Source organism: Dysgonomonas termitidis (genome assembly GCF_054657735.1).
This window is the reverse complement of sequence record NZ_BAAHYD010000002.1, coordinates 1,171,201-1,192,465: the sequence shown is the minus strand read 5'-3', so window position 1 is coordinate 1,192,465 and position 21,265 is coordinate 1,171,201. Positions and strand designations below refer to the sequence as shown.

16 protein-coding genes are annotated in these 21,265 nt (G+C 38.0%); 3 read left to right on the top strand and 13 right to left on the bottom strand.

The genetic code is table 11. The features are described 5' to 3' along the window. Position 1: 1 nt before the first annotated feature. Positions 2–499, bottom strand: a complete 498-nt coding sequence (locus ACYQ3L_RS08875; protein WP_379994138.1) for a 3'-5' exonuclease — start codon at positions 497–499, stop codon at positions 2–4. A gap of 81 nt (positions 500–580) precedes the next feature. Further along, positions 581–1,693, bottom strand: coding sequence for a hypothetical protein (locus ACYQ3L_RS08870; RefSeq protein ID WP_379994136.1), 1,113 nt, complete (start codon positions 1,691–1,693; stop codon positions 581–583). A 514-nt stretch (positions 1,694–2,207) separates the two neighbouring features. Here ACYQ3L_RS08870 and ACYQ3L_RS08865 point away from each other — a divergent pair. Then, on the top strand, positions 2,208–2,813 hold the full coding sequence (locus tag ACYQ3L_RS08865) for a master DNA invertase Mpi family serine-type recombinase (protein WP_379994134.1): 606 nt from the start codon (positions 2,208–2,210) through the stop codon (positions 2,811–2,813). Between the two features lie 18 nt (positions 2,814–2,831). Beyond that, the gene (locus tag ACYQ3L_RS08860) at positions 2,832–3,635 is read left to right on the top strand and encodes a TaqI-like C-terminal specificity domain-containing protein (protein ID WP_379994133.1); all 804 of its coding nucleotides are present in this window, start codon (positions 2,832–2,834) and stop codon (positions 3,633–3,635) included. On the opposite strand, the gene ACYQ3L_RS08855 is transcribed toward ACYQ3L_RS08860, so the two are convergent. Together ACYQ3L_RS08855 and ACYQ3L_RS08850 are read right to left on the bottom strand one after the other, a co-directional pair. Further along, positions 3,616–6,933 (bottom strand): Eco57I restriction-modification methylase domain-containing protein, encoded by a 3,318-nt coding sequence (locus ACYQ3L_RS08855; RefSeq protein WP_379994132.1) that lies wholly within the window; start codon positions 6,931–6,933, stop codon positions 3,616–3,618. The two genes, ACYQ3L_RS08860 and ACYQ3L_RS08855, sit on opposite strands and share 20 nt — an antisense overlap. 10 nt (positions 6,934–6,943) lie before the next feature. Further along, positions 6,944–10,222 (bottom strand): helicase-related protein, encoded by a 3,279-nt coding sequence (locus ACYQ3L_RS08850; protein WP_379994131.1) that lies wholly within the window; start codon positions 10,220–10,222, stop codon positions 6,944–6,946. Positions 10,223–10,843: 621 nt separating this feature from the next. On the opposite strand from ACYQ3L_RS08850, the gene ACYQ3L_RS08845 reads away from it, so the two are divergent. Next, positions 10,844–11,422, top strand: a complete 579-nt coding sequence (locus ACYQ3L_RS08845; RefSeq protein WP_459952395.1) for a transposase — start codon at positions 10,844–10,846, stop codon at positions 11,420–11,422. 410 nt (positions 11,423–11,832) lie between these two features. On the opposite strand, the gene ACYQ3L_RS08840 is transcribed toward ACYQ3L_RS08845, so the two are convergent. The 9 genes from ACYQ3L_RS08840 to ACYQ3L_RS08800 all read right to left on the bottom strand — a co-directional run bounded on the left by ACYQ3L_RS08840 (position 11,833) and on the right by ACYQ3L_RS08800 (position 21,232). Next, on the bottom strand, positions 11,833–12,237 hold the full coding sequence (locus ACYQ3L_RS08840; protein WP_379994128.1) for a glycosyltransferase family protein: 405 nt from the start codon (positions 12,235–12,237) through the stop codon (positions 11,833–11,835). Continuing rightward, complete coding sequence (locus ACYQ3L_RS08835; protein ID WP_459952394.1) at positions 12,225–12,440, bottom strand: hypothetical protein; 216 nt, start codon at positions 12,438–12,440, stop codon at positions 12,225–12,227. The genes ACYQ3L_RS08840 and ACYQ3L_RS08835 overlap by 13 nt, the downstream gene beginning before the upstream one ends. 527 nt (positions 12,441–12,967) lie before the next feature. Further along, positions 12,968–13,939 (bottom strand): hypothetical protein, encoded by a 972-nt coding sequence (locus tag ACYQ3L_RS08830; protein WP_380002173.1) that lies wholly within the window; start codon positions 13,937–13,939, stop codon positions 12,968–12,970. Positions 13,940–13,957: 18 nt separating this feature from the next. Further along, positions 13,958–14,980 carry a hypothetical protein gene (locus ACYQ3L_RS08825; protein ID WP_459952379.1) on the bottom strand — a complete coding sequence of 341 codons (1,023 nt, stop codon included), beginning with the start codon at positions 14,978–14,980 and terminating at the stop codon, positions 13,958–13,960. After that, positions 14,970–15,908 carry a hypothetical protein gene (locus tag ACYQ3L_RS08820; protein ID WP_459952393.1) on the bottom strand — a complete coding sequence of 313 codons (939 nt, stop codon included), beginning with the start codon at positions 15,906–15,908 and terminating at the stop codon, positions 14,970–14,972. The genes ACYQ3L_RS08825 and ACYQ3L_RS08820 overlap by 11 nt, the downstream gene beginning before the upstream one ends. A gap of 12 nt (positions 15,909–15,920) precedes the next feature. Then, a complete protein-coding gene (locus ACYQ3L_RS08815; protein ID WP_380002194.1) occupies positions 15,921–18,053 on the bottom strand; it encodes a hypothetical protein in 2,133 nt (710 codons plus the stop codon). A gap of 12 nt (positions 18,054–18,065) precedes the next feature. Then, positions 18,066–18,776, bottom strand: a complete 711-nt coding sequence (locus ACYQ3L_RS08810; RefSeq protein ID WP_380002196.1) for a hypothetical protein — start codon at positions 18,774–18,776, stop codon at positions 18,066–18,068. 32 nt (positions 18,777–18,808) lie between these two features. Next, positions 18,809–20,083 carry an SPFH domain-containing protein gene (locus ACYQ3L_RS08805; protein ID WP_459952382.1) on the bottom strand — a complete coding sequence of 425 codons (1,275 nt, stop codon included), beginning with the start codon at positions 20,081–20,083 and terminating at the stop codon, positions 18,809–18,811. Positions 20,084–20,125: 42 nt separating this feature from the next. Further along, on the bottom strand, positions 20,126–21,232 hold the full coding sequence (locus ACYQ3L_RS08800) for a PP2C family protein-serine/threonine phosphatase (protein ID WP_380001994.1): 1,107 nt from the start codon (positions 21,230–21,232) through the stop codon (positions 20,126–20,128). Between the last annotated feature and the right edge of the window lie 33 nt (positions 21,233–21,265).

Here is a 21,265-nt window from a genome sequence, read left to right as displayed (position 1 = left end):
ATCAATAATCTATAATTTGTAACGCGATCTCTGCACATGCTTCCGCATCTGCCAAAGCATGATGGTGATTCTCCAAATCATACCCAATATGTGTTGCTACCGTATGCAACTGATGATTCCCTAAATTAGGCAGCTTTCTTTTTGCTGTTCGATATGTACAGTGGAACTCATAATTCGGGTATTCTATCCCATACAGATCATGAACAGCTTTCAGGCAACCCTCATCAAAAGAACTGTTATGAGCAACCAATGGAAAATCTCTCAGTTTGGGCTTAATACCGTCCCAAACATCTGGAAATTCCGGTTCGTCTAGTGTGTCATAATAAGACAGTCCATGAATATCTGTTGCCCACGAACAATAGAAATTAGGTCGTGGACGTATTAATCGATATATCTTATCTATGATTTTTCCACATTCTACAATCACAATACCTAAGCTACAAATGCTTGAGCGATTGTAGTTTGCCGTTTCAAAATCAATGGATGCGAAATTCAACATTTCATCTTATAATTATGTGTATAAAGATAATTTAAACCAGTGCCAAATACGAGCACAGGAAAGAAATAATGCAATATTAGTTTAACAATTTTTTATTCGGATTATATATTCATATATTTCCTCTACTAACTCTCGCACAACTTGAGAACGTTTGTTTGGTATTTTAAGGTTTTCATTACAATCCATAAAATTCAACTTCCTATTCGACTCTTTTCTGGCAATCCAATCTTTATTGTTCTTCTTAAATGGAGTGTCTTTCAAACACTCTATTATGCGATTACAACCCTCTTCATCTTCATCTTTTGGTATACTGTACCAAAAGCCTTCTTTGTTAATTTCTATTTCAAAACCAATCTCTATTTCAGGAATTTCCAGAAACAAGGTAATGCGGTGATTTTCTTTATAAAAAATTTCAACCAAATGCTTGATTGTAGCACCTTTCAAATCTATCGGATATCCTTTCTCTTCAAATTGTTTGTAAAATTTGTGTAAAAAGTCAGCCAGGATTATGTTTCTATCCGTATCAGGAGTGTTATCACATAATCCTTTTTTTAGAACCTCGCCTATGAGTTTCCTCGTTTCGTTTATTTTGTCGTTCTTTATATCTTTTGCATCTTCGTCATAAAGGTCTTTTCGCAAGATAGCAACGACCTCGAACAACTCCATTGAGAGCTCCGTATAATATCCCTCTAATTCTTCGTTTTTGGATTCAGAATTTTTATATTTATTCATCAATTCGATAATCTTCGCTATCTTTTCCAATATATTATTCATGCTATCTTTTGAATTCTGATGCATTTGCAGGAAACCCAATTGAAAAATTAAATCTTTCAATTCATCAACAGCCTGTCCCTTTACAGTCCCTATTGCTACTTCATCATCCTGAATAATTTCTTTCAGTTTTTCCAGAAAAGCATGATATACTTCTTGCTTTTTCTCGAAGATTTTCATGTTCTTATTTTTTGTTTGCTCGATGTCGGCTTGTTTTTCTAATAGAATAGCAGTTACAGATACTGTCATAATAACGCCTAGGAAAGCACTAATAATTGCAACTAATCCGCTACTCTGTAGCAGTGTTGGCATTTGAGACTCTGGAATTAACAATAGGGCAAAACAAATCAGTATCAACAGCCCTATAACCGATATAAATAATGTAAAATACTTTTTAATGAATCCTTTTTTTATCTTTTCCATTTTCTTAGTTTATAAGTTTGAGTTTTTATCTAATCATTCTCCGATAAACACAGAAAGCATGGCACTGCTTATCTATTTTGTTTAGAGGTATCGCCAAACACCTTGTAGCAAATAAACAACAGCCCACGCCTGATATGTTGCACAGAAAGTACAATCATCAAACAGGAACGTTATGTTTATCCTTGCTACATTAGTCAATTGGCGATTTCCTAAACAAAGGATGAAACGTGACGCTTCTTACAATATGTACAGTACCATCGTACTGTATCGCAAATATAGTACAAATATCTTAGAAGCGTATAACATTCAGGCTGTTGTTATTTGTAACAAAAGTAATTCAATTGTATGCAAAATGGTTGCATATGGCAGTCAATGGATGCTTGTTCTGATAACGCTATAGTCTTCATCTCCTATTCTGATTCTCTCAAATCCGCTGTTGTTTTGTTTACATACAGATTTAATAGAAATAGAGAGTACATTTCAATTATTTTTATTATGTTTTATCAAAAAGACTATGGTATACGGATACATTAGAGTAAGTAGTGATAAACAGACTGTTGAAAATCAGCGGTTCGAGATTGGTAATTTTTGTGATAAAGAAAAGCTTAATATTGATGGCTGGATTGAAGAAACAATCAGTGGGACAAAAGCTTACAATAAACGGGAACTTGGCAGATTACTAAAAAAGGTACAGAAAGATGATTTGATTATTTGTGCTGAGTTATCCAGATTAGGGCGTAATCTGTTTATGATTATGGAAATCTTAAATATTTGCATGACAAAAGAATGCCGGATGTGGACTATCAAAGATAATTATCGTCTTGGAGAAGACATTCAAAGCAAAGTTCTCGCCTTTGCTTTTGGGCTTTCGGCTGAAATAGAACGGAATCTGATTAGTCAGAGAACTAAAGAAGCTTTGGCACGAAAAAAGATGGAAGGTATTATACTAGGACGTCCTAAAGGAAGGAAAAGCAATCCTGACAAATATAAATTATCAAACAAAAAAAGACTAATAACAGAACTACTTGATGCAGGAGTATCTCAACGTAAGATAGCCAAAATTTGTAAAGTCGATAGAAACACTCTTGCCCGATTCTTAAAAAATGTGGCTTTTGAATGAAATAAAACGAGCGTTTTTGTGCAGCAAGCGCAAGTAATTTGTGAGTTTACCAACTCTAATAGTTGGGTTGTACTTTCTTCTATAGAACAGAGTATTAAGCAAAAAATAGAGGCAATAGGAACCCCTCTGAAGGATTGGGATATTCAGATTAATTATGGCATAAAAACTGGACTTAATGAGGCTTTTATTATTCCAACAGAAAAACGAGATGAAATTTTGGCTGCTTGTTTAAGTGAGGAAGAGCGCAAAAAAACGGATGCACTTATACGACCTATTTTGCGTGGACGTGATATAAAAAGATACGGATATGAGTGGGCAGATCGATGGCTTATAAGCACTCATAATGGAATAAAAGAGAAGAATATCCCAAGAGTAGACATTGAAAATTACCCTGCAATAAAAGCTCATTTGGACTCTTTCTGGGGAAGAATTGAACATAGATCTGATCAAGGTGATACTCCATATAATTTGCGTAACTGCGTTTATATGGAGGATTTTTTGAAGCCAAAAATTCTGTATCCAGACATATCTCAAAGATTAAGTTTTTGTTATTGTTCAGAACACATTTACTGTAATAATACTGTTTATTTTATTACGACAAAAAATAATGATGATTTACCTATACTTATAGAATACCTCAATTCAAATTTAATAAATTGGTATTATAGAACTCTCTCTGTCCAGCTTGGGGAAACTGCTGTTAGAATGTTTTCTATTTATGTATTAAATATCTCAATCCCCAAAAACGTATCTAGTAAAACTATTTATGAAGCATTTGATTTGAATAAAGAAGAAATCAATTTTATTGAATCTTATAATTAAGAATATAATCTTCTTCATCTTGTAGATTTAATGTGAGTAATAAAGCCTTTTCTAACCTTATATCAGCATAGTCTTTTCCATTTTGCATATCTTCTACAAGTATCTCAAAATCTTCTTCAATTATGGATTCCAGATGAGGAATTTTAATATCTTCGAAAAATATTTTTGATAATTCTCGCGTTCCTCCTTGTAATTCTGGAAAATTGTTTCTATAGCAAATTTTAAACACGTTAGAGTTGAAAAATGCGGTTAAATAAGCAAGACCATCTCCTGTAAGAATAAAGCATTTTTGATTGGTATAATATCCATCTTTATCTAAAACAAAAGGCATATATTTAGTCATATTAGGGTAAATGATTTTTGGCTTCAAAAAATCCTCCCAATAACTAATGCTATCTTGGGTTTCAAACCACTTGTTATTAGTCTTTTTACGACTCCCAATGCCTCCAGATTGTATTAACCTCTCTTTTCCAAAGGAAAGAAGATATTGTTTAACCGAAGGATATTCTTCTATATCATACTTTCGCGATGGAAATGTTGCAATCAACCACAAGTCAGCCCACTCATATCCGTATCTTTTTATATCACGTCCACGCAAAATAGGTCGTATAAGTGCATCCGTTTTTTTGCGCTCTTCCTCACTTAAACAAGCAGCCAAAATTTCATCTCGTTTTTCTGTTGGAATAATAAAAGCCTCATTAAGTCCAGTTTTTATGCCATAATTAATCTGAATATCCCAATCCTTCAGAGGGGTTCCTATTGCCTCTATTTTTTGCTTAATACTCTGTTCTATAGAAGAAAGTACAACCCAACTATTAGAGTTGGTAAACTCACAAATTACTTGCGCTTGCTGCACAAAAACGCTCAAATTCTTTACGCTATCCTTATTCTGTTTATTGGTAACGGCACAAATGGTTTCATGCTTATTCTCTCCTTTTGAAAACAGCAGGATATTTGTATCTACTGTGGCACTCTCAAAAATCTTCACTCCTGCAAAATCAATCAAAAGTTGGGGATTGCTTTGATTTGCAAAAAACTCTCTCGTTTTCTCTCCATACCCTGCCCTCATCCATTTGTTAGACGTGATATAACATAGATGACCATCAGGTTTCAATAACTGCCAACCCCGTTCGTAGAACAGGCAATAAATATCGCCTGTCCGGGCGAAAGTCTTATATCCGCAATCTTCATAAAGTGCAGCAAGCTCACCTCCATTATTCTGCAATTGAATGTATGGGGGATTACCTATAACTATATCAAAGCCATCATTTATGTCAAACATCCATTCAGAGTCAAAGAATCGACTGACAGAATTTTGGTCATAAGGATTCCAATCTGCTAACTGTTTAGCATCTTCAGGGGCAAAGTCTCTATTTTCAGAAAGCAATCTTGCCAATTTCTCACGTAATTCCTGGTCTTTATCACGCAAACGGCGTTTGGTCGATGCTGATTTTGCCGAGAAGTGTTCGTGGCGAGTTTTTGCCAACTCTTTCTTGGTTGGTTCTATTTCCATATCTTCAAACAGATTTCCAATAACGGCACGTTTTTCCTTTGCGATCAAAGAGTTTGCAGCGACAAATTTGGTTTCAAGATTTGGCAATGTAGGAATGCCGAAGTTTGACTTATTAGTATCCTTCCCGCAATCGCATATCAATGATATAAAGAATCTTAGCTTTGTAATCTGCGCAGCAATACTTTGAATATCACTACCATATATGCAATTCTCAATAATAGCCAATCTTAGGTCGTAAACACTTTCTTCTGTATGAATCTTTTGCAATAAATCAACCATCCTGTTAAGCAAGCCCATAGGAAAAGCACCCGAACCACAAGCCGGATCAAGAACTTTAATGGACTTTAACCGTCCGGCAATAGATTGATATTCCGTTTCATAAGCAGGGTCTTTCACAAAGTCATCACTGAATAATGACATTACAACAGGCGTCTTCCCCAAATATGCTTGCAGGCTTTCATCCACCATATAGTTAACTATCTCACGAGGAGTATAGAATGAACCGCTTTGATTACGGGCTGTTTCCTTTGTCTCTGGATTATAGGCACCAAGCAGGTTTTCAAACACCTTACCTAAAAGTTCCGGGTCAAGTGCCACTTGTTGTTCATTGGGAGTGTTTTCTTCTATGGTGAAATTATAACGTGCCAATATAGAGAACAGCCCTTTCTCCGGCATAAAGAACAATTTGTTAGGTACAAACGCACGGTTTTTATATCTGCCATCGGCAAGCTTTACATCGTTACGGCTAAATCCATCATAATAATACGCCTTTTCTACACCGTCAAGTGTACGTGTTTTATCCAAACATTCAAACAGACCGCCATTCAGGAAAGGCACTTCGGCAAATATCTTGATAATTTCTTCTTCTGGGATTGTAAAAAGTTCCTGATAGCGATATAATGTTTTCAAATCTTTGCCACTGGCAATACGAGCAAAACCGCGTTTCTTACCATCTTCATCAATTATTGCACGATTAAGAGTCGCAAAGAACAGATTTTGCAGAATGGCATTATAGTATTTTCCATCATCAGCAGCAAATGGCTGAAAATCTTTCAAAATAGTACGAAGATACGAGATGTCGAAGATATAATTGGGAACAATGCCTTTCTGCTTGATAAACCAGACAAACATTAACCGGGTTATCATTCGGATTATCTTTACATCAATATTCTCACGGTCATCATCATCTACGGCTGCATTGTTGGGGAAAGTGATACCGGCCTCATCACTGACAGCCCATTGATACCACTCGAACAAATCTTTGTAGAACTGCTTTGTCAACGCTTCAACAGAGAATGTTTCTTTGATATTCTCAAATGAAACACCTTGGTGCTGCAATTCATCAAAACGTCCAACGGGAGTGTTATAATAGTTTTCTGCATCGCCAAAAACATAAGTGTATCGTTTGGCGGCGGTATTCTCACCCTTTATATCGCAAATGAAAGACAAACGCCAATTCTCCTTATTATCAAAGACAACAAGGGCTGCATCAAACTCTCCCCATGTAGGATTGATGAATGTTTTTACCAGATTGCGCAATTTAACTTTCTTCCTGGCTACATTGCTATCCTTGATGTCATAGTAAAACAATCCGATTCTGTAGTTATCGGTTGTATCTATGGTTCCAAGGTAATATCCTTGTCCTCCAATACTGGTACCAGCAATCTTCTCAGCATTAGCTTTCAATTCTGAAGCTTGAAAAAAATCGCGTAATAGCGAATACCAATTATTCAAGTTAAACTTCTGCTGGAATAACTGCCGAAGTGATTCTTGACTATATGCCATAATGGTCTTTTTATATAAATGATTCTGATATTATGATTTGTGGGTCTGAAATATCGGCAATTTCATGCCGTTGCTCTTTGCTCATGGTTTGATATTCATCAATAAGTCCTGAGATTGCGACTTGAATATTATACTCATTTAGCTTAATCTGTTCCCGATCATTTTTATATTCACGGGACAATGTACGTAAGTATCTTGGCAACTTTGCATAGACACCTTCATTGATATAAGCCATAAGCACATCACATTGTGATGTCAATTCGGTATCTGTAGTGATTTGTTTTATAGTACGCAAAAACTTATTGGCTTCCAATGAAATTTTATCAAGGTCTGTTCGGTTGATGGATGCAGTGTCCGATGCCTCTACATATTCTGTCGTATAAATATTGAGAGCCTTGTTTACATGCTTATAATGTTTTTCTTCGTTCATAAAAGGTGCAGGAAGTTCTTCCGGTTTGGCTTCAAGATACTTCACTGCTTCCAAAAAATCTATTGCTTCAACCTGTTTGTCAGTTGCAAGATAGAATTCTGTCTTTACACTTGATGAAACAAAAATAACAGACTTTCTGGAGTTCTTACCTGTATCACGCATCACTCGACTTTTCATTGGCAGATTTTTTATTTTGTGATACAGTTTGCGGTCACAATTATAGAGTTCCCGTACCTCACGCAGCAAGGCTATTTTCTTATCAACGCTATCTTTTACATTATTGTCAAAGAGAGTAAACTGCTTTACAATTTCTTCCTTTGAATAAATCTGTGCATCCTCGCCAAAGGCAGAATGAAAGCCTTGCAACTTGACAAGTGCATTTTTGTAGAGTTGAATTTCCTTATCACCTTGCTGTGATGGATAAAACATATAGTTATATATATTATCTGCGACAGAACCAATACGATTGACACGGCCTATTCGTTGCATAAGCCGCGTTGCATTCCAAGGGGAATCATAATTAACAATCACATTGGAACGGTGGAGGTTTACACCCTCAGCCAATACATCAGAAGTGATTATGATATTATAAGTATTTTTCTTCACCACACTATTTGCATCAAAATTTTCCTTAATAGCTTGTCCCATTCGGTTACGATTGGCCGCTGTAATCATCAGCACATCTTCACGTCCCAACTCCCCGGTTAATCGTTTGTTAAGATATTCAAGCGTATCAACACTTTCGGAAAAAAGAACCAACTTGCCTGCCGGATTTAGATCCGCATTCATAAACTCTGTCTCCAAACGAATCTTGAATTCATCAAACTTCGGATCTTCATTTTCTTTATTCCAATCAGCGTTTAAACGTTCCAAAACCTCTTTGTCATTCTGCAACATCGTAATAAATTCAGGGCTGAAATCTTCTGCCCTATATAATATGTCACTCTCCAAATATCCTTTTTCAAGTGCAAGCTCAATAATCTGATCCAACTCCATATCTTTAGCTTGTAAGTCTTTGATCTTTAAATCCGGTGCTATAATGACCTTGTTTTCATCAAACATTTTTAGCATATCATTGGTAATGCGCAATAATGTATGAAGTGACTTCTTGAACGCATGAAAACTACTCTCCAAGCGTTTTACCATGTGAACCCGGTAGATACCCGCCAGTGTCTGACCGATATGTTCCGCATTGCCATATTTCTTTCTTAATTCCGGTCTCAAAAACTCAACGGCACGATAACGGGCGTAAAATAGATGCTGCTCATAGCTTTCGTCAGACAAGGCTGCGAGAGTTGCATAAAAACGAACACTTGTATCTTCGTCCATCTTATAAACAAGTTCATGAGGAGGCAAAATGTGAGGAAATACAATGCCTTGAGACTTTATATCCGCACTATAATCGGGAGCATTGATAATGTTATTTCTCGTTCTGCGAACAGTGACCTTATCTATAACTTTTTCTCTTATTGTCTCATAGAGTTTATCCACCTCCGTTGTTACATCGCGAGTATCACGTTCTCTCATCAGTTTTTTGTATTCCAATACCAACGGAGAGAAGAATGCTTTTAAGTTAGGTACTCCGTCAATAGTACAGCTTTGGCTATTTTGGAACAGAAGAAGTTGGTTCTGTAAATCATCCGGTCGATTGTTTAGTGGGGTTGCCGATAACAGCATTACTTTTTTTTGTAAACTTTTCAATAATCCGGCATTGCAACAGGGTGACTTGCAGATTTTTTGTAATTCATCATACTTTCCGGAACTGTCACTGCGAAAGCCGTGTGCTTCGTCCACAATTATAAGGTCAAACTCCTCTTTGTCTTTGTATTGAGCTTTACTATCCAATATTTTAGAAAGACTACCATTCGTCACAAATTGCGCTTTCTTTGATATGCCAAACAATTTGAATGTGTTTTTCCAGTTGTCTTCCAATGCCGGAGGATACACTACAAGTACATTCGTATTTTTACCATTAACTTCCATAAAACGTTTTGCTATCATAGTGGCAATCATGGTTTTGCCAAGACCTACCACGTCAGCAAGGAAAAGACCATTGTGCCTCATCAGCATCTGGTAGCCCTGTATTACAGCATCTTTCTGATACTTCAGATCTTTCACTCCTTCCGGTAGCTGAATTGTAAAGTCATCTTCTACTTGATCGCCAAATGTGTCAATAAGTACCTTGATATATAATTCATAAGGTGTAGGCTGATAACCCAAGTATGTTTTTTTCTTATAGCTCTCTATGTCATCTGCCGTTAATGGTATCGATTGTTCCCATAGTAAATTGAATTCATTGGAGCAATATTTTACATCGTCATAATCCTTCATCGCTACATTCAATTCATAACGTGGGGACTGTGTAATGCCTAACCCTGAATCGGAAATATTTGATGAACCCATTATCACCCATCCATCAGAATTCTCCGTATGGTGGTACGGGAGACACAAATAGAACTTTGCGTGAAGGTTCTTTTGATCATGGATTCTCATTTGCAACCGTCCGGACACAAGATCATCACACATTTGTAAAATACCTTCCTCAACATCTTGGGCATATCGTGCATTGACAATATCCTCTTTGAAGTCTTTTTGATAGATTTCCTTTGCCTTTTCTCCATTCGACAACATCAACAAAGCCTTGTTGTGTTTACGGAATATGTCATCAATATTTATGCCTACCAAGATTTTGATTTCTTCTACATCTCCAAGTTCTTTGCGAAGTTTGAAGTATCCGGAAGAACGGAAAAAGCCTACTACCGCAAGAAAACGATTGAAGTTTGCCATTTCAGAAGCAACGCCTTTGAGTTTGTCAAAGAGCGTATTGCCAACATTATTATTGAAAAATTTTGAACTCATACTTTTCTATCTATTTCTGTTCAGTTCAAAAAAAGCAATACAGATTAGTCTTTTCATCAATCTGAACGTATTCATAGTTCATCGATTTAAGAGTTTGTAATCAATCTGTTTTCAAGTACTGCTTCACTTTGTACTGACATAGGTGCATTTTTTGTCCCGCAAAAATACTCAAATTTTCGTAAATATTTAACTTTTTATCTCTAATCCAATTGCTTAGCAAGCAGAAACGACTAAATTTATAAATTCTCTTGGAAATTTGAATCATTTTCTGATTTTCAAAGGCTCTAACGAAAGAGAAATGAATTGTTTTATATTCCTTTCTTTTCTGCTTATCTGAATAACTCTTCCACCCGGTTCACGGCATCAATTTTAGTTTCCATTAGTACGTCAGCATAAAATTCTTGAAAAATTCTCAATTACTTTTCCATTTTCCTTAATTCTCGCTCATTTGTTGTTTATCGGTCAGCTGTTCTATATTCGCTTTGATATTTTTCTTTATTACTGCAAATGAAATCTAAATGATTTACTATATAATTCAAGTTGCTATTAATAAATATTTATAATAAAAAAGGTCAATACCTTAATTTAGTGTTGCTAACTCACATAAATAGAGGATTGACCATGGTTACAAAAACCGTTGCAATATACGTATTTTTTGATGATATACTTAAGTCTATGAATCACAAAGAGCCGGAAAGGCGTAAAACTACTGATGCGGAAATTATAACAGTAGTTTTGATTGCCGCCCGGTGTTTCGGTGGAAATATCGAGACATCCCTTAGTTTTGTCCGTAGTACGGGCCTGATGCCTGATATGCTTGGTAAAAGCCGTTTCAACCGCAGGTTGCACAATATAGGGGAATTTCTTAGCCAACTCTTTTTCTGTACAGGCCAGGCAATAAAGAATATGAATCTTGAAACAACTTATTGTATCGACAGTTTCCCTGTGGCAGTCTGTCAGAATATTCGCATTACAAACTCCCGTATAGTCAAAGGAGAGGAATACAGGGGTAAATGCGTATCTAAACGTGTTTATTTCTACGGATTTAAAGTGCATATGATAGTTACTTCGGATGGTATTCTGGAGAATCTGATGATAAAGATAAATGATTTTGTTTTCTGGTATTTCAAAGTCAGTAATAAAACGGTTACGCAGGTATTTCGCGGGAGCAATAAACAAATTAACTTTGTTGATAATTGACTTTGTTTCAATCATTCGATGATTTATCCAATTTGCCCACGCTGCAATATACTGTTCTCTTTCAGTTTCTTTGCCGCTAAAATAAATTTCGTAGCAATCACAGGCGCATTTGCGGTCGTTTTGTCTATTACAAACCTGAAAATTGTTTTCCTTACCGATACTGCGAGTTAAAAACTGACCACGCGGCTTAGTACATGACAATTTTTGTATGTTGCCCTTACAGGGCGCCGTTTGCAGAGGATTATCCATACCCGGGGCGATACCCCGGGCTGTTGTATATCAGGCTTTCAACCTGTTTTTTCTCAGGACACCCCGAAGGGGCTGCATACTTTAGCCCAATGGCAACGCCTTGGGTAGAATGAGTCCTTCCTCTCAAATCGCGCCCTGTAAGGGCAATATAGAGGGACTTTCTATTTTTTGTCATGTACTGTGCCACGCGGACACATCAGCCAATAATCGTGCAACATAAAAACTTGTTTATTCAATTCGTCAATTAGCCCTATTGAAAGGTGGTTGAGGTGTCCGATATAAGCAATGTCAGGTTTGAGTTGTTTTAGCAAATCGGCGAAATTATTGTCCATTTGCTTGTGTCGGTAGTCGTCTTTACCTTGCGGATTATTGACAATGTACAAATCTAAATTGTCGCTTTGTTTTTCGTGGCGAATGGAAAAATCAGGGGCATACAGGTTTTCTTCCCTTGTGAAAACGGAAACTTTGTGTCGTTTAGAGAGTTCATTACAGACGGATTGGCAGTAAACTTCCGAGCCTGCGTTGTAGTTGGGCGGGTAGCCGTGAATGATTTTTAGAATGTGCATAAAATGTTTTCTCTTATTGTTGAATAATTTCCGTTTCGTGCAATAAACTTTTGAGAATCAACATTTATTTGATTCAAAGCATTTTCAACTCCAGTTTCCAGAATTTTATCGGAGTAACTGTGGCAATTTTTACTGTTGTCAAAAAATCTGCCTAAACAATCAACCATAATGTAAGACCCTTTTATCAATTCGTTATTTTCCATAATGACCTCTATTTCAGGCAAAATACCTGCTTTGTTACGGCTGCAAAAGTACTCAAAATCAGGAAAAGTAACGGCAACTTCATTAAAACCGGCATCATTTTGACCTTCTATTCTTGTGGCTTGTAAGATTTTCCAGCGAAAAGGTTTTATTTCGTTAATAAAATCTGTCAGTCTTTCGTTATGATTAAATCTTGATACAACCGTGTTTATTTTCAGTTGAACGCCGAAGCTAGCTCTATGCCTTGTATAGTGTATGTTACGGAATCTGCTTCCATATATTTTTTTTTGATTGTACTTGGCAGGGTTCGCCGAATACTTACTATATATCGTTGGCTCATTGTATTTGGCAGTGTTACCGTTCCACCCACCCTGAATACATATATAAACCCATATAATCAGATTCTACCCTGGAAACAATATGGCTCTTATTTTTCCGTCATTAGCCGTACTGTTAGTCTTAACTTCACCGGCTAGAACTTCAATAAAAGTTGCCTGATAATTTCCATCGAACAGAATATTTCACTTTTCTACAATTTTCCTGTAATTTGCGAAATATCGAACTTACCGTCAATGTTCTGAATTTCTATCTTTCCTTTGAGAATATCAAAGAAGAAATCGCGGATTTTTTCGGAAGTCAACGTAGCGGGTTTACCATTTTTGTCAATACCCATATCGTAAGTTTTGAGTAGCTGCGAACCCAGGCTTGCCGCTGTGAGCAGGAAATGATTTTGGAACTTGTCCATGTCCAGTAGATCGGCTGCCAATACTTTACCAACAACTGTATAACTGCGTAGCGTTTTCTGGATTTTTTCATTGGCAAGTGTCGTTTTCACCTCATCGGTCTCGATATTCATTTCAATCTTGCCGGAATTGCCGGCTTGCGGTAGCCCTTTATATAATGCACCTAAATCAGCCAAACTCAAATTGAATAGTTTTGCTTCGGCGGTTGCAAGTATTTTTTCAATCGAAAACGCGCTTGGTAACAATAAACTTACCATTTGTGCGATTCTTACAGATGGCGTATTGAAAGTACCAACAATACAATTTGTCAGGTCAATTTGCTGTGTTGCGAAAACACCGCCGATTACTATACAATTTTCTAAGATAATTTCATCGGCGTAAATAGTACCCGCCACAAATGCGTTGTATAGCGTAACAGTTTTTGCATTAATATCGGAATAGAACATGATATTGCAGTTCGCTGCACGTGAAACAACGGAATTTGCCGACCCAACGCTCTTCTTAAATGCCACATTGCCTTTTGCTTCGCTATTGACATAAAGTTCCAACTGTGTGAAAACAGTTCCCTGGATTTCAAGGTCACCATTTTGAATTTCAAGTTTGTGGGCATATACAGGCCCTTCTATAACCGTGTTGCCTTGTACTGTGATGGTGCGATTGAGTTCAGCAACTTTTTCGGGCAGGATTGAACTTCGCACTAAATTATCCTTCAATTGTATATTGCTTTCGTTAAAACGAAGTTCTTTTAATTCTTTCATTTTATTTGATTTTTTTAATTATATACTTTTAATATGATTGAAATTCAACATACTTGCAATATTTTCTTTTACACGATTGCTGTGTGTATCGGCTGAACTGAAATGACGGTTAAGTTCGGCATTGAAATAACGCCCGATCTGGGCTTTACTTTCACCGGAAATAATACTCCAATGCTGTGCCTGAAAATCAGCCATTAATTCGTTTTCCTGCATTTTGGATAGGGAACCGGATTGGAACAGTCTTCTGTCAATTTGGCTTTCTTCGCTTTGCGTCTCGATAAAGCAAACCGGCAGGTACAGGACAGCGGTAACAGTTTCATTCAACATGCTTTGGTTAATTGTTTCATCCAGTTTTTTTTGTTTCAGCAAAAATATATTTGCCTTGCCGATAGTATCCAATGCGCGTTTCTTGGCAATGGAAGCGCTGATTCTTGCCTGTAACTCAGAACCTTCTTTCCCAAAAACAGAGACGGTGCTGGCTAAATCGCTGCCCAAAGCACGGTTAGTGTGATTGTCACTTTCGCGTTTGAAAACAAAGGCGGGCTTATCCAACTCGAAAATCCGGTTTTCTAGTTCGTTGTTCAGATCTTCAAAAATGTTCAGATAGCGGCTTGTAATACGATTATAGTCGGTTTCCATCTGTTTTTGCTTTCCCACACAGCGTTTTGCCAATTCGTGCAGATGCATTAAGGTTGCATCAAGTTTTGTGGTTAATTCCATTATTTGCTGGCTGATTTCGGAACGGATAGTCTTAAAAAAGCCATCAATTATGGTTTGTCCTATTTTTTTTGCATTATTGTCGATTGATGCGATTTGCGCTGCTTCTGTGGCAACAACTGCACCAGTGAGCAAACTAACATTACTATTGCAGTTATCGATGCTGCGATCAAAAGGAGTGGTTTCGACATCGATATTCACTGTAACATTCTCGTGGGCAGTTCCGCTATACGACACACTCCCGCCGTGCTGGGAAGCAGGGTAGCTGACAGAACCGGAATAATGCACGGAAATTGTTTTATTAAAACTGCGTCTATAACTCATAACTGTCCGTTTTTATTGTTTGAAAACTATTTGCCATAAACAGTTTGTTAGCCATCTCTTTAACACGCTGCGAAGTATTGGCTGATGAAAGCAATTTGCTGAATTCGCTTCTTACTTCTTTGTCTATTTCTTTTACTGGCTGCCATTGCAGGTTTTCAATATGATGATTAACGGCATTTTTTACAACCGCCTGCGCCTGCTGGCTTAATTGAACATTATTAACCGCAACATCGATATCTTCGTTGCCGTACTTATCAAAATTACATTCGCTGATAAGAACAGGAATGAACAATATGGAATTTTCAACCGCGTTTACTTTTTCCACCAAAATACGGTCAGTCAATTTCTTCTGTTCCGACATATCGGCAAGGAAGTTGCTCATTGAATTGATAAGCTTCAAACCCCGGAATTTTACATTCGAGGCAATAATTTTCTGGCTTGCCGCTAATGACTCCAACTGCGAAACAGGGACGGTTGCTGCCAGGTATTTGGTTCTGTTCGATACTTTTTCCACTTCTTTTACGGCAAAGTCAATCATAGGTCTGTCGAGTTCCAAGACCCGCTGTTTCAGGTTTTGGTTAAGCCCGTTGAAAAGTTTCAGGTAACGGCCCGAAATCATGTTATAATCGTGCTCCATCCTGCTTTTGACAGACAAAAGTTGTTTACGCTGCTGATTGAGATGCATTAAATGTGAGTCTACTTCGCTTTGCAGTTTGGCTATTTTCTGCGAAATCTGAGAACGGATCAAAGTATAAAAGCCTTTGTTTACATTATCGCAAACATGGTCGGCAGCCTTTTGCTCTGCTAACACAACGGCAGTTTGCATTGCTACAACAGCAGTTGTAGTTCCTTTAATGTGATTGGACACAGTGCTTATTTCCTGTGCCATCGGGTTGGTGTCTACTACACAATCGATATATGAAGCCATAGTTGTCCCTCCTTATTCGTTATTAAATTCGCCTTGGGATTCAAGGATATCAATAATTGCTTTCTCGCGCTCAAAATCTTCAGCATTGTATTCCATGCCCATTTCATCCATTATTTGCTGTAATACATCGTCGGGGAAACCATATAATTCTTCTGCGGAATACTGATATCTTCCTTGTCCTTCCTGTCCCGTTTCCACACTATTATTTTCCTGAATTTCAGAATTTTCATCAGAAGTATCCTTTTCAAAATCCGTTGCGCTTCCTGTTGTGTCAAATTCAGATTGTGAAATTTCGTTTTCCGTCTGCAAATTGTCATCTTTCAGGTTTTCCAACACATTTTTAGCAATAACTGGCAGATTCAAAGAAATATGCTCAAAAGTAATATCTTCAATATTTGGAGAAGGCGGTAGTTCGGACGTTTTTGCAAACAACGGATTTACAAGAGCAAGCGGTTTGCGGCGGGCATCTAAATCGTGGATTTCGCTTGTGGCGACGGCAACTTCGTTCGAATGTCCATCCCGCAGTTTGGCGTCGAAGTATTCGATATGGCCAAATTTCTCAGCTTTTTGATCAATATCTTCTTTGAGGCGCTCCATATATTCCTCGAAATTTGCCTGCGTATTTTTAAATTCATTAGATTGCAATTCGAAAGCGGCAAGCGTTTCGGTTGTATTGTCAACTACATCGACAACAGTAGAATCAAGCGAACCGTTCGACTGTACCATACTGTCTTCGGTACGCTGTAACGATATCAAAGTATTGTAAGCGGCAACATACTCACGTAAACTTGCCTGCATCAAATTAATAATATCAGCGCTTTCGGCACGGTTGGCACGATAGAACGCATCGGTATCCTGATGCCACTTGTTGAGATAATTAATTTTCTGGTCTTTGATATGGTTATAGATTTTCAGGCGTTCAATGCGGTTTTCATTCATCAGGTTTTGTACTACGGGCGCAACGATTTCTTCATAAATCTGGTGTACGCCAAAAGGCAGGTTGATTGTGCTGCCGTCTTCTGCCGTCCACATACCCGAAAGCAGGTTGTAGCGAACCCGCGAACTCAGTTTAAGCTGGAACGGCTCGTAACCCTGGACTGATTCACTATAATCAAACTTCTCATTCCGGATACGTTCGATTTCTTCGTGTTCAAGTATAGGCGAGTAATGATTATATGGAGATTTGAGGATTTGATATAGTACTTTGTTCGATTCGAAAACAATCTTGTCTGTAGAAGCAACTTTCAATGCGGAAATCGCCTGCACGGAGTTTGCCATCGTAATCATTAAGCCTTTCAATACATCTTCAAACTGCTGTGTTTTATTCGATAAAGAATCTTTTAATTTATTGAGTTCCTGAAATTTATTGATACTTCCTGTATATTTTCCTTTATCGAATACATTGATAACCGGAGCATTTACAGGCAGTTCCGTAGTCGCAAATTCATCCAGGAACTGTAAATACTCACTTTTCCCGGCAACCAGCGGAAGCGATACCGAAGTAGTGTCAAGGTCATCCATACAGTAAGAAATTGTACGTAGCGAGCGTTCCAGCTTTCCAAAATAATCGTGCTGGTTGATTTCCTGGATAGAAGTGGAATAATCGTCTGTTTCAATCGTTTCTGTTTCATTGGAGGTTTCAACGATCGGCGCTTCGGAGGAGAGGTTTTCCAGATCGGCAATAGTCTCTATCAGCAAATCGTTTTGACGCGAGAGTTGCAGTGTAACTTCCGATTCATCAACCTTGCCGGTATAATCTACAATAAAGCTTTTATCTTCATACTTGATTTGGTCGGCAACGGGAACATATGCCACGCCAAGCTTACTCATTTTGTAATCGCGGAAAATTTCAGCGTGTTGCTTTTCAAATTCGGCAATACGGCTGTCTTTTTCTGCAATTTCTTTTTCCAGACCGTTCTTTTTTATGAAATAAATAAAGAACAGTATAATGGTCAGGAACCATACCCACAAACCGGAAATCTGTTCTTTCAAAATTACCTTTTCTTCTTCCAAAACCACAATTTCGTGTTCTAACCGTTCCTCTTCGGTTACGATCTTTTCAGCCGCTCGGCTATAATAATTGAATAATATCTTCGCTTGGTCTTGATAGATATTACCCGATTCGGGGAAAATTTTACCTGTCATTGTTTATTTGATTTAATTTGAATATGTATTTTTTCTGTTTTGATAAATTCTTTCAAGGTTTTTGAGATTGTTTTCTATTTCCGCCTCATTCATTGAATAATTATGAATTGCAGAAGAAATATCGCTCACAATATTCGTAAAAGAACGTTCTAAATTGTACGCTTCCTCGTTATTTGCAGGAGAAATAAAGCGTAACCCTTCTTCGAGCGAATTAATGCGGTTTGTAAAGCTTCCGGGTAATTCCGGCAAATCATTCATTTTGTCTTTCAAGCGCCTCATCGCAGATTTCATTTCGTTAATTTCGTTATAGTTTTGCGTTTCCTGCATATAAACTTCTGCTACTTTGTCGACAGAGTGACGGGAAAGCAAGAGCCACAAAAACAGGAAAAATAAGAACGCAAGGTGGATAAACAGTTGAATGGTAAAAGTGAGTTCAGGTACAAAATAGCCGATTACAATCAATCCGGCTGCAAAAATGGCATAAGACCAGGTTATAAGCCAATTTATCCCCAAAGCTCCAACCTGTTTTTGCGATTTGTCCTTCAGATTGATCCAAGGTGTACGGTAATTAAAAGTAAACAGCCCGTAAACGAGTGAGCCGGTTGTAATATTCAAAATAAGAATATCTGTTGGGGGTTCGCCTTTAAAAAGGATAAACGCCGTTATAATGATTCCTTCACCAAAAAGCAATAATAACCACGAAAGGATATTTTTTATAGTCATGGTATTTGTGATTTTTTAATTCGAATTCTTAATTATCTCTTATTCCCGCATTTCGGACAGAACTTTACGCCTGGTGCCAATGCTGTTCCGCAACGGCTGCAATTATCACCCGAAGAAACCTGTTTACCACAGTTTCCACAGAAAGTTGCTCCCGTTTGCATCGGCGCATTGCAACTGGGGCAGACATTCCCGCCTTCGCCACTGCCTGTTAACGGTGTTCCGCAACTGACACAGCGCTTTGCGTTTCGTGCATTGTCCGTTCCACACTTAGGGCAAGGATCGTAGGAGTCGCCGCAGTGCGGACAAAACCGGGCTGTGTTTGGAAACTTTTTAGCACAATTTGAACAGAAAACCATTTTTACCTGTTGTTCCTTTTGAATTGGTTGTCCTTGAAAATCCTGATTATTTCCGCCAAAAGCAGGCTGGTTATACTGCGGCTGCATCATTCCGGCACCGGCACTACCTCCGCCTCCCATTCCTCCCATCATATTCATTGCCATTAAACCGCCGATAAGGCTACCGTTACCGTTGCCAAAATTATCCACTGCATTATTGGCTGTATTAAACATCTGTTCCTGTTGCCAGGTATGTCCTGTAATCGACATCGAACTTTGCTGTGCGATTGCATCTGCTACTCGCCTGCCGCTTTCAGTCAAAGTATCGATATCAATGCTTGTGATATAGAATTGTGTCAGATCCAGGCCTATATTTTCCCAAAATGCAGCCATTGTACCCTTCAAAAATTCGGAAAGTTGGTCTAAGTAGGCGGAAATGGACTTAAAACCGATCCTGTGTTTAAGCATAAATTGCAGAATGGTGGATTTTGTTTTCGTAGAAAATTCGCCCAGGAACTGATCGGTCAAATCGTCCTGTGTAAATTCGGATTTTGTTCCGACGATTTTGACCAGGAATTTCTCGGCAGCGGTAATTTTCAAACCGTAACGTCCTTTTGAGACAAGCGGAAGTTGCGTATTATAGTCCGGATCATGCATTGACATACTACTGGTTTCCCAATCAATGTTATACGGTGTGGTTTTATTGACAAACCACACTTCTGCCGTAAAAGGATTTTTTCCGCCGAAAGGAATTCCGAATAGGTTGCGTAAAACAGGCAGGTTTTCAGTGTTTAATGTATGTTTCCCAGGGCCAAACTTGCCAACAATCTGTCCTTTTGAGAATAATACCGCCTCCTGCGATTCCTGCACAATGAGTTGCGTGTAGGTACTTAAATTGGTCTCGGGGAAACGCCATGCATAAATCGTTTTATTTCCCTGCGGCGACCATCTGACTAAATCAATTATTGCCATATATTTTTGTTTTTGAATGATTCATTTTCAATATTCCATCTCCTATTTAGGCTCATTAAGTACCTTGATAAACAACTGTTTATTATTCATTTTACATATGTCGACAGGAATGCTGATAACCGTGTCTTTTCGAACCTCTATAGTATCTGTAGGTATTTCATTTGTCGGATTATTAACTGATGTTTTCGGTTGGAATTGCATAGATTTGGACTTGTCATAATACGACTTGCTAAACCAGCCGCCGGTAAAAGCAATCGCTAAGACTATAAACATAACGGATGCGATGGTGAGTTTTTTCATTTTTCCGGTTTTTGATTTGGATTCATCTATTGTTTCTACACGGATATTAGGTTGTACATTTTCGTTTTCTATACCGACAGGTTCCTGTTCATCGCTTTGATACTCCACAAGAACTGCTGTAATATTGTCTTTCCCTCCCTTTTGGTTGGCTAACTCAATCAGTTGTTGTACTTTATCGTCGAGAGTGCGTGTGTCTGCCAGCACAGATACCATTTCCGAAGATTTAACCATATCGCACAAGCCATCCGAACAAAGCAGAAGTGTACTGTTTGGCTGTAAAGGGAAAACGGCAGAATCGAGAAAATCTTCATCATTAGTTTCGTGACGACCGGAACCTATATCCCTGTTGATAACATTGCGTTGCGGGTGGTTCATGGCCTCGTCTTCGCTCAGGTCGCCTACTTCTTCGCGATAGCCCACAAGCGAATGGTCATGGGAGAGTTTTTCCAATTTATTATGCCAATACTGGTACAATCGCGTATCTCCCACATGTACCATGTTGATTTGTTTGCGGGCTACCTCTACCAGACATGCCGTAAGTACACAACTCATATTGGCAAACTGCGTTTGAACGGTTCGCTCTTCAAAAATCTTGTTGTTAGCCTCGATAACAGCCTGTTTAAGTAATTCGAGCCGTTCGCCGTTGGGGTATTCCTGAAGATACTCTACTATGGTTTTTTGAGCAATTTCGGCAGCCACTTCTCCACCGTCGTAGCCTCCTACACCATCGATAGCGACGGCAAGGATATGATTTTCGTCCCAAATTTTTTGGACAATATAAGCATCCTCGTTGTTAGTGCGGATTTTACCCATATCGGTTTTACCCCAAAAAGAAATAGTATGTCCCATTTTATATATTTTTTAATTAGGATAATTATTGCG

Excerpts from the sequence above, each read along its gene's own strand:
- ACYQ3L_RS08800 (WP_380001994.1), bottom strand. The coding sequence starts at position 21,232 with ATGGGACATACTATTTCTTTTTGGGGTAAAACCGATATGGGTAAAATC.
- ACYQ3L_RS08855 (WP_379994132.1), bottom strand. The coding sequence starts at position 6,933 with ATGGCATATAGTCAAGAATCACTTCGGCAGTTATTCCAGCAGAAGTTT.
- ACYQ3L_RS08850 (WP_379994131.1), bottom strand. The coding sequence starts at position 10,222 with ATGAGTTCAAAATTTTTCAATAATAATGTTGGCAATACGCTCTTTGAC.
- ACYQ3L_RS08865 (WP_379994134.1), top strand. The coding sequence starts at position 2,208 with ATGGTATACGGATACATTAGAGTAAGTAGTGATAAACAGACTGTTGAA.
- ACYQ3L_RS08815 (WP_380002194.1), bottom strand. The coding sequence starts at position 18,053 with ATGACAGGTAAAATTTTCCCCGAATCGGGTAATATCTATCAAGACCAA.
- ACYQ3L_RS08875 (WP_379994138.1), bottom strand. The coding sequence starts at position 499 with ATGTTGAATTTCGCATCCATTGATTTTGAAACGGCAAACTACAATCGC.
- ACYQ3L_RS08820 (WP_459952393.1), bottom strand. The coding sequence starts at position 15,908 with ATGGCTTCATATATCGATTGTGTAGTAGACACCAACCCGATGGCACAG.
- ACYQ3L_RS08835 (WP_459952394.1), bottom strand. The coding sequence starts at position 12,440 with ATGGAAAATAACGAATTGATAAAAGGGTCTTACATTATGGTTGATTGT.
- ACYQ3L_RS08825 (WP_459952379.1), bottom strand. The coding sequence starts at position 14,980 with ATGAGTTATAGACGCAGTTTTAATAAAACAATTTCCGTGCATTATTCC.
- ACYQ3L_RS08810 (WP_380002196.1), bottom strand. The coding sequence starts at position 18,776 with ATGACTATAAAAAATATCCTTTCGTGGTTATTATTGCTTTTTGGTGAA.
- ACYQ3L_RS08805 (WP_459952382.1), bottom strand. The coding sequence starts at position 20,083 with ATGGCAATAATTGATTTAGTCAGATGGTCGCCGCAGGGAAATAAAACG.
- ACYQ3L_RS08830 (WP_380002173.1), bottom strand. The coding sequence starts at position 13,939 with ATGAAAGAATTAAAAGAACTTCGTTTTAACGAAAGCAATATACAATTG.
- ACYQ3L_RS08845 (WP_459952395.1), top strand. The coding sequence starts at position 10,844 with ATGGTTACAAAAACCGTTGCAATATACGTATTTTTTGATGATATACTT.
- ACYQ3L_RS08870 (WP_379994136.1), bottom strand. The coding sequence starts at position 1,693 with ATGGAAAAGATAAAAAAAGGATTCATTAAAAAGTATTTTACATTATTT.
- ACYQ3L_RS08840 (WP_379994128.1), bottom strand. The coding sequence starts at position 12,237 with ATGCACATTCTAAAAATCATTCACGGCTACCCGCCCAACTACAACGCA.